This is a genomic window from Gardnerella sp. DNF00257 (genome assembly GCF_049262745.1).
Lineage (GTDB): Bacteria > Actinomycetota > Actinomycetes > Actinomycetales > Bifidobacteriaceae > Bifidobacterium > Bifidobacterium piotii.
Genome location: NZ_CP058403.1, coordinates 326,013 through 335,006, shown reverse-complemented (window position 1 = coordinate 335,006; position 8,994 = coordinate 326,013). Strand labels below are relative to the sequence as shown.

7 protein-coding genes and 1 tRNA gene are annotated in these 8,994 nt (G+C 44.0%); 1 reads left to right on the top strand and 7 read right to left on the bottom strand.

Features of this window, described 5'->3' with window-relative positions:
- Nucleotides 1-60: 60 nt before the first annotated feature.
- Nucleotides 61-134, top strand: a tRNA-Lys gene (locus tag HXT23_RS01170).
- A 208-nt stretch (nucleotides 135-342) separates the two neighbouring features.
- Here the strand turns inward: HXT23_RS01170 and HXT23_RS01165 are convergent.
- From HXT23_RS01165 to HXT23_RS01135, 7 genes are all read right to left on the bottom strand, one after another.
- The gene (locus tag HXT23_RS01165; RefSeq protein ID WP_422112945.1) at nucleotides 343-2,709 is read right to left on the bottom strand and encodes a leucine-rich repeat domain-containing protein; all 2,367 of its coding nucleotides are present in this window, start codon (nucleotides 2,707-2,709) and stop codon (nucleotides 343-345) included.
- Nucleotides 2,669-2,848 carry a hypothetical protein gene (locus tag HXT23_RS01160; RefSeq protein ID WP_415680552.1) on the bottom strand — a complete coding sequence of 60 codons (180 nt, stop codon included), beginning with the start codon at nucleotides 2,846-2,848 and terminating at the stop codon, nucleotides 2,669-2,671. Before HXT23_RS01160 ends, HXT23_RS01165 begins: the two co-directional genes overlap by 41 nt.
- Nucleotides 2,849-3,059: 211 nt before the next feature.
- Nucleotides 3,060-4,259 (bottom strand): elongation factor Tu, encoded by a 1,200-nt coding sequence (tuf, locus tag HXT23_RS01155; RefSeq protein ID WP_102704959.1) that lies wholly within the window; start codon nucleotides 4,257-4,259, stop codon nucleotides 3,060-3,062.
- A 170-nt stretch (nucleotides 4,260-4,429) separates the two neighbouring features.
- On the bottom strand, nucleotides 4,430-6,559 hold the full coding sequence (gene fusA, locus HXT23_RS01150) for an elongation factor G (protein WP_004130136.1): 2,130 nt from the start codon (nucleotides 6,557-6,559) through the stop codon (nucleotides 4,430-4,432).
- Between the two features lie 42 nt (nucleotides 6,560-6,601).
- Nucleotides 6,602-7,072, bottom strand: a complete 471-nt coding sequence (rpsG, locus tag HXT23_RS01145) for a 30S ribosomal protein S7 (RefSeq protein ID WP_004127577.1) — start codon at nucleotides 7,070-7,072, stop codon at nucleotides 6,602-6,604.
- 3 nt (nucleotides 7,073-7,075) lie between these two features.
- Nucleotides 7,076-7,447: a 30S ribosomal protein S12 gene (rpsL, locus tag HXT23_RS01140; protein ID WP_003813881.1), complete on the bottom strand. Its 372-nt coding sequence runs from the start codon at nucleotides 7,445-7,447 to the stop codon at nucleotides 7,076-7,078.
- 273 nt (nucleotides 7,448-7,720) lie between these two features.
- Nucleotides 7,721-8,905 carry a cell division protein FtsQ/DivIB gene (locus HXT23_RS01135; RefSeq protein ID WP_422113069.1) on the bottom strand — a complete coding sequence of 395 codons (1,185 nt, stop codon included), beginning with the start codon at nucleotides 8,903-8,905 and terminating at the stop codon, nucleotides 7,721-7,723.
- Nucleotides 8,906-8,994: the final 89 nt, after the last annotated feature.

The following is an 8,994-nucleotide window of genomic DNA, read 5'->3' as shown; positions in this document are numbered from 1 at the left end:
GTAACTTGCAAATAAAGCGATTCTGAGTATAGTTATTACTCGGCTCAAGAAAACGCCAACGCCCCTTTAGCTCAGTTGGCTAGAGCAGCTGACTCTTAATCAGCGTGTCCAGGGTTCGAATCCCTGAGGGGGCACAAACAAAACCCAAGCTTTGCGGCTTGGGTTTTTTCGTATTTAGGCACATCTCCTACTGCCTACCTAGCTTTGGGAATTATGCCTGTAAATACGGGGATTCAAGCATAAAACTTATGCATCCATATTTACAGGGTTACACACAATTACAGTGTTGCACATATTTACATGCTTACGCATACTTACAGGCTTGCGCCCACACACCTATTTTTACAAAATATATTGCTTGAATTTGCATTTACAAATAGCAACAACTCCAAGCAATATGCTAAGAATTGCAACAATCGCTATTAAAGACGACTCAGAGCCAGTTGCTGGAATAGTTCCACGCGATTTATGCGATGCGGAGTTAATTCCAGCAGCAGTTTTGTGCCTATTAGCAGACTTAGCAAAAGCTACACCATTTTTAGATGCACCATTACTAGAAGCATCTGGCTTTTGATTAAGGTACGGATTAGGCGTATTGCTATTTTCTGAACCAGTATTAGGCGTTGTGCCTATGTTTGAATCAGGTGTTACGTCTATGTTCAAATATGGCTTAGGCAATATCTCTGGTTCCGTCATGTGTGATTGACCCGAAGGGGTTTCAGGCTGATCTGGAGTTGGCGCAGGTGCAGGCGTGACAGGCGGATTCTGCGGAGTAGGCTCTGGCTGAGGCTGAGGTTCTGGCTGCGGTTGCGGCGTTGGCACAGGCGTTGGCGTTGGCTGCGGAACTGACTTAGGACCTGGCTGCGGCTGCGGCTGAGGTTGCGGCTGCGTTGCCTTCACAACAAAGCTTGCATTAAACTTACACTGCGATCCATCAACATAAGTAACCGTAACAGGAACATTAACAGTTTGATCTTCACTAGTTACGGTAGGTATTTCAAAATTACCTACCGTAACCGTAGGCGCCTTGTAATAATACTTTGGAGTGCAAGCATCTGGATTATCTACATCATAACAATTTTCATAGTAGTAATCACCAATATTCTTAAACACAGAGACTTCTTCACCATCATCGTTGAAGTAATTAGGATTGTTATTAGGATCGAATCCGTTGTATGGAGCACATTCATCTTGGTCAACATTTGAACATTCATCTTCAGATTCATTAGGATCGCACGAATAACATGCAGGAACTTTCAGATTATCTGGAATAACAGGATATTCAAGCGAACCATCTTTTCCAAACAGTTTATCAATCTGATTTTTAACATTCGTTTTAATAGACTCTACAGTTGGCTGCTTAGCAGGCGGATTTTTGCTAGCCGCATCAATATCATCAATTTTCACATCACTGCTTTTAGCAGACCACGTTTCAGCCATAGTTTTCGCATTAACAATAAAAGTAAAATTATCAACTGGATGGTAGCCTTCTATATTATTCTTAATATCACCGTTTTTGTAACATACAGGAAATTCAAAAGTTTGTTTACCAGGGAAAAAGGCTGTCTGATTGTCAGGCGCATTAAAATTGACGTAACCTCCCCAGGAATCATATCCACAAAATTCCAATCCTAAATCGCTTATTTTTCCGCTGTAGCCTGATAATTCACTATTTTTTAGCGCATTCTTAAAATCAATTGACTGACCAAAACTAACTTCTATATTTATACGTTTAATTACATATTGACGTATAAGAAGCCTTCCATTAAATCTAAAGTCTGGACCATGATGAACATCACTGGTTCCATTGTACATATCCATTCCCATTTTTTTCTTTAAATTAAAATCGATTAATTTAACCCCATCATTTTTATTAATACGAATTAACTCATCTGTAATAGGAGTATAGTGTCTATTCCTCTCGATTGTATTACCCGCATAAGCATAATTATAAGAAAATGTAAATTCTTCATCTTTAATACTTGACTTCAAAAGTTGACTATAGTTATACCCATCTTTAGCCTGCTGAGTAGTTATATTTTTTTCAATGCGCTGGTTAGAAAAATCATACAGACTATCATACTTTTTCTCATATAAGTTAGAAGTATCGCTATGAAAATCATTATAAAAAGCTGTATTCTTTGCAAGAGCATATGGATAAATTTTATCAATATTCGTAATATTATTTTTTTCAGCTTTAACATTTATAAGCTTGCCTGCACAAAGATTAGCAAGATTGTCTACGTTACTAATTTTGTTTTCACTTATGTCCAAAGATTCAAGATTTGGCAAACCATTTAACACAGGAATAATACTTATATTATTACGACGCAAATCCAATTTTTTAAGATTTTTTAGACTAGGCAATTGAGAAATATCACTTATAGTATTCTCACTCAAATTCAGGTCTTCAAGATTTGGAAAATACTTTAAAAATCTAACATCATCAATTTTCCAATTTTCTAAATCTAACTTTTTAACTCTTGCCATATCTGATTCTGTAGGATGCCATCTATCTATAGAATCAGGCACACTAACGTCACTATCTGCTTTTACCCTATAATAAAGAGCTTCTTTAAGCTTTGGATTATTAGCGAATAAATTGTTTGGGTCTTCTGGCTTCTCTTGCTTGACTACACTGCCACTACCACTACTAGATGCAGAAGGCTCAGTTAACGCAGCCCCCCCCCCCAGACGTATTTTGCGCAAAAGCTGCGTGAGATTCACAAGCTGGCATTATGCCAAAAAGCATGCAAACAGCAATAATCGAAGCAACAAACAGCTTAAAAACTTTAGCCGTTAAACCACTTTTAATACGATTAACCAACCTGCCAATAACCCCAGGCATAAACTCAACCTTCTTATTTAACAACTTAAAAATAAATGTTAACTCGTAAACGCAGCCACAAGCCGCAAGTCACTATTTTAGTAACCATCTGGAACAATTACATAAAAATGAATAAAATACGAAAAACACAGAAAACAAAGAGACCCCGCAAGAAAACTTACGGGGTCTCTTAAAGATTAGCTAATATCTTCAGACTAGAAAATCGAAAATACTAGGCAAGAATCTTGGTCACACGACCAGAGCCAACGGTACGGCCACCTTCACGAACTGCGAAGGTCAAGCCCTCTTCCATTGCGATAGCCTGGATCAACTCAACAGTGAAGGTTGCGTGATCGCCTGGCTGAACCATTTCGATGCCGTCTGGCAAGGTGATAACGCCAGTAACATCAGTGGTACGGAAGTAGAACTGTGGGCGGTAGTTGGAGAAGAATGGCGAGTGACGGCCACCTTCGTCCTTGGTCAAGACGTAAACTTCGCCTTCGAACTTGGTGTGTGGTGTCACAGAACCTGGAGCAGCCACAACCTGACCACGCTCAACGTCGGTACGGTTGATACCACGAAGAAGAAGACCAGTGTTATCGCCAGCCTCGGCCTCATCCATCTGCTTGTGGAAGGTCTCGATAGAGGTGACGGTGGTGGTCTGAGTATCGCGCAAACCAACAATCTCAACTGGGGTGTTGATTGGGAGCTTACCACGCTCAACACGACCGGTGACAACGGTACCACGACCGGAGATGGTGAACACATCTTCGATTGGCATCAAGAATGGCTTGTCAAGATCGTGAGTTGGGGTTGGGATGTACTCGTCAACAGCCTTCATGAGTTCCTTGACGGTCTCTACCCACTTGTCGTGGTCTGGAGCGTCATCATGCAAAGCGCCGTAAGCGGAAGTACGGATGACTGGGCAATCGCGATCGAAGCCGTTTTCGTCGAGGAGGTCACGAACCTCTTCTTCAACGAGGTCGATAAGCTCTTCGTCGTCAACCATATCGCACTTGTTCAAAGCAACAAGAATTTTTGGAACGCCGACCTGCTTAGCAAGCAAGACGTGTTCACGGGTCTGAGCCATTGGGCCGTCGGTAGCAGCAACCACGAGGATTGCGCCATCCATCTGAGCGGCACCAGTGATCATGTTCTTAACGTAATCAGCGTGGCCTGGAGCGTCCACGTGAGCATAGTGACGTGCATCCGTCTGATACTCGATGTGGGCGATGTTAATGGTAATGCCGCGCTCCTTCTCTTCTGGAGCGGCGTCGATCTGATCGAAGTCATACTGAGGGTTCAGATCTGGATATTCGCCATGAAGCACCTTAGAAATAGCCGCGGTCAAGGTAGTCTTACCGTGATCAACGTGACCAATGGTACCAATGTTAACATGCGGCTTAGTACGCTCGTACTTTTCCTTTGCCATGTGTTTGTCCTCCTGGACGTCTCGTAGTTCGCTTCACACTCTTATGTGAAGCCTCTAGCTACATATTTACTGGGTTTCTGGGTTAGGTGCCACTTCGGTGCCAGAACCCAGTCAACGTACGAAATTCTAGCGTTGACTAGGGACACAAAACACCGAAGTAGCGTGCGCTTTTACTCGCCGCGCTGGGCTTTAATAATCTCGTCCGAAACAGCCTTTGGAACTTCCGCGTAAGAGTCCATTTGCATGGTGAACATTGCACGTCCCTGAGTCTTGGAACGAAGATCACCAATGTAGCCGAACATCTCACTCAGTGGAACCTTAGCGTCAATAACCTTAACGCCAGTAGCGTCGGTCATAGACTGAATGTTTCCACGACGGGAGTTCAAATCGCCCATAACGTCGCCCATGTACTCTTCTGGAGTACGAACTTCCACGGCCATAATTGGCTCGAGGATTACTGGGTGAGCCTTAGGAGCAGCTTCCTTGAAGCACATGGAACCTGCAATCTTGAAGGCCATTTCCGAAGAATCAACGTCGTGAGTCTGACCGTCGGTAACGGTTGCTTTAACGCCAACCACTGGGAAGCCAGCCAAAACGCCAGATTCCATAGCTTCCTGCACACCTGCGTCGATGGAAGGAATGAATTCCTTAGTAATGTGGCCACCAGTGACCTCGTTAACAAACTGATAGACTTCGCCAGATTCTGGATCGATTGGCTCGAAGTTCATCAAAACCTTTGCGAACTGACCAGAACCACCAGTCTGCTTCTTGTGGGTGTATTCCTGGTTCATAACAGCCTTGCGAATGGTTTCGCGATAAGCAACCTGTGGCTTACCAACATTCGCTTCAACCTTGAACTCGCGACGCATACGATCCACAATAATGTCGAGCTGAAGCTCGCCCATACCAGAAATCAAAGTCTGACCAGATTCTTCGTCGGTCTTAACCTGGAAGGTAGGATCTTCGTCGGAAAGCTTAGCCAAGGCCAAGCTCATCTTTTCCTGATCTGCCTTAGTCTTTGGCTCCACAGCAACCTCGATAACAGGATCTGGGAATGTCATGGATTCCAAGGAAATTGGGCTCTTCTCGTCGCACAAGGTATCGCCCGTGCTAACGTTCTTCAAACCAACGAAGGTGTAAATGTTTCCAGCTTCTGCAGAATCTACAGGATTTTCCTTATCTGCGTGCATCTGGAAGATCTTACCAACGCGTTCCTTCTTGCTCTTAGTGGAATCGTACACGGAATCGCCTGGCTTAACTTCGCCAGAGTACACGCGCACGAACACAAGCTTGCCGTAGAACGGATGAGTGGAGATCTTAAAGACCAATGCAGCAAATGGATCTGTATTTACTGGCTTACGATCAATCTCAACAGATTCATCGCTTGGATCAAAGCCCTTAATAGATGGAACATCTTCTGGGCTTGGAAGGAAGTCAACAACAGCATCCAGCATTGGCTGAACACCCTTATCCTTAAATGCAGAACCGCAAGTTACTGGGAAGGCTTCGCGAGCAATAGTAAGCTTGCGAATACCCATGCGAATCTCTTCTTCGGAAAGCTCTCCCGATTCAAGATACTTCTCAAGCAACTCTTCGTCGGCTTCTGCAACCTGATCCATAAGCTCGGCACGATATTCTTCTGCACGCTCTTGCAAGTCGGCAGGAATGTCAACGGTGTCGTAGTGGGCACCCATATCGTCCTTAACGTCATTCCAAACGTAAGCCTTCATACGAATCAAGTCAACAACACCAAGGAAGTCGTTTTCAGCGCCGATTGGAAGCTGAATAACGAGTGGCTTAGCGCCAAGCTTTTCCTTAATGGTCTTAACAGAATAGTAGAAGTCTGCGCCCAACTTATCCATCTTGTTGATGAAGCAAATACGTGGAACGCTATACTTATCTGCCTGACGCCAAACGGTTTCGGACTGAGGCTCCACGCCTTCCTTACCGTCGAACACTGCAACAGCACCGTCGAGAACACGCAAAGAACGCTCTACCTCGGCGGTAAAGTCAACGTGTCCTGGTGTATCGATGATGTTGATTTGATAGCGGTCATCTGTGTCATGGGTTTGACGCTGCCAGAAGCAAGTGGTTGCAGCAGACTGAATAGTAATACCGCGTTCCTGCTCCTGCGCCATAAAGTCCATGGTAGAAGCGCCATCGTGAGTTTCACCAATCTTGTAATTCTTACCAGTGTAGTAAAGAATACGCTCGGTGGTAGTAGTCTTACCAGCATCGATGTGCGCCATGATGCCGATGTTACGAACCATATTAAGGTCGTTAAGCACATCTTGTGCCATATTATTATCCTTAGCTCTTTAAGATACCGATTATCTTGTGGATTACCAGCGATAGTGAGCAAAAGCCTTGTTTGCTTCTGCCATCTTGTGGGTATCCTCGCGGCGCTTTACAGAAGCACCCAAGCCATTGGAGGCATCGAGAATTTCGTTAGCCAAACGCTCAGCCATAGTCTTCTCACGACGAACGCGGGAGAAGTCTGTAAGCCAGCGCAACGACAAAGTGTTTGCACGAGCAGGCTTAACTTCGACTGGCACCTGGTAGGTTGCGCCACCAACGCGGCGGGAACGAACCTCGAGGCTTGGACGAATGTTATCGAGAGCGCGCTTCAAAACAGAAACTGGCTCCTGCTCGGTCTTTGCCTTCACCTGCTCAAGAGCGGTGTAGACGATGTTTTCTGCAATGGACTTCTTGCCATCGAGAAGAATTTTGTTAATCAACTGAGCCACGACGGTCGAGCCGTAGATTGGATCAGGAAGCAGCTGATGCTTTTTTGCAGGTCCTTTACGTGACATGTTTTACTTCGCCTTCTTTGCTCCATACAGGGAACGACCCTGCTTGCGGTCCTTAACACCCTGGGTATCGAGAGCGCCACGCACAATGTGGTAACGCACACCTGGGAGATCCTTCACACGGCCACCGCGCACAAGCACAATGGAGTGCTCCTGCAAGTTATGACCTTCGCCTGGAATATAGGCGGTTACTTCAATACCCGAGCTGAGGCGCACACGAGCAACCTTACGAAGCGCAGAGTTTGGCTTCTTAGGAGTGGTTGTGTACACACGAGTGCACACGCCACGACGCAACGGGCTACCTTTCAAGGCCAAAGTCTTTGACTTCTTAGGCTTGGCCTGACGTCCCTTACGGACGAGTTGTTCAATCGTAGGCAACTTAAGTTCTCCGATTCATTAATGTCTTCTATTTGGTGAAACCGCAGCACTGCAGCACACCTTAAACCTGAATCGGTTAAAGAGAAAAGCCACAGTCCACCGGCCCGATGGCCCTTGCGCCTCCAGCCACGCATTACTGCGCGCTATCTTTGGCACTTGGGATATCCCAACCAGCACGCCTATTACATAAGGCACGCCGTTGGCACACACAAACTATTATTATACACATTTGCTTGACAATTAAAAACCGCTTAAACAAGCTACTCAAGCAAACTACTTAAGAATCGGCCTTGCAGGAGCAGAAACATCCAAAAGCTGACGATTGCCGATTTTACTTGGATCGCTAATAATCGTTTCCACAATTGCCTTTTTAAGCTCCAAATCCGAAGAATCTCCCCAAACAACAATCCTATGAACGTCTCCGCTTGGACCAGGGTAAGAAACATCTGTTTCAACAGAATCCTGCGTTTTTGCACTAACACGAATAACGTGAGACCTAAAATCTTGAGAAAGCGAGCTTACAATTTTCAACGCTTCCTTAACAGCTCTACTGTTTAGACTTTTACTAACGTCGCTAACTTCTATAACTGGTATTCCGCTAGTAGAGACGTTTTGAACAGCGTTTAAGACTCTACCTTTAACATCTACAGCTGTAAGTTTTTCGCCATCTTTTGCTTTAAGCATTGCAGCAGGCTTTTGCGCACGAACAGTTATTTGCAAACCGTGCGGAAATTGCTTTACAACCTTTGTTTCTGTTACGCCAGGTATGTTATTTAATTGCTCAATTATTTGTTGAGAAGAAACTAAAAACAGTGACTTATCTACCTGATTAGACGCGATTAACGCAATTTTCTGTTCACTCACCCATTCGTTAGAACCAAAAATGCGTATATTTTTAGAATCAAGACGGAAAAATGGAGATAAAAACAGCATCCAACAAAGCAAAGCGATTAACGCAAACGCAAGAAAAGCGTAGGCAAATCGCAGCAAAATGGTACGTATTTTAGCAAAATTCTTTTCTTTTTCGCGAGCGCTAAAATCTATTACTTTAGGTCTAGATGCAATTCCAAGAGGACCAGAACTAGACTTTAACGTTTGCTTTACAAAATCAACTACGGAAAGTCTTCTTGCATCTACAAAAGCATTTTTAGAAAATTGATTTTCTAACGAGCTACTCGTAGTCGCTTTTTTGCTATTAGATAAATCATTTTTAGCTAATCTTGTAGAATCTTGTGAGTTTAGATTGGATTGAATTGACCTTCTATGCGCATCAAGATTAGTAGACTTAGAAAAATTAGAAGACTTAGGGAAATTATCAGACTTAGGGAAATTATCAGTCGTAGCAAAAGTGGATGTAATAGACCTAGTATGCTTAATAGAACTAGCAGATTCATTAGGATTATTAGGCTCATTGGATTCATCATTGCTGGCAGACTTGCCAAAAATCATTCGACCCATAGCTATCACTCACCTACTTCCACTTGCATCTATACGCGACTTTATTTACTACTTTATTTGCGACTTTACAGATTGCTTATTATCGCTTG

What these genes read in the sequence shown, in the direction of transcription:
- HXT23_RS01160 (WP_415680552.1), bottom strand. Translation starts at nt 2,848, where the DNA reads ATGCCTGGGGTTATTGGCAGGTTGGTTAATCGTATTAAAAGTGGTTTA.
- tuf (WP_102704959.1), bottom strand. Translation starts at nt 4,259, where the DNA reads ATGGCAAAGGAAAAGTACGAGCGTACTAAGCCGCATGTTAACATTGGT.
- fusA (WP_004130136.1), bottom strand. Translation starts at nt 6,559, where the DNA reads ATGGCACAAGATGTGCTTAACGACCTTAATATGGTTCGTAACATCGGC.
- rpsG (WP_004127577.1), bottom strand. Translation starts at nt 7,072, where the DNA reads ATGTCACGTAAAGGACCTGCAAAAAAGCATCAGCTGCTTCCTGATCCA.
- HXT23_RS01135 (WP_422113069.1), bottom strand. Translation starts at nt 8,905, where the DNA reads ATGGGTCGAATGATTTTTGGCAAGTCTGCCAGCAATGATGAATCCAAT.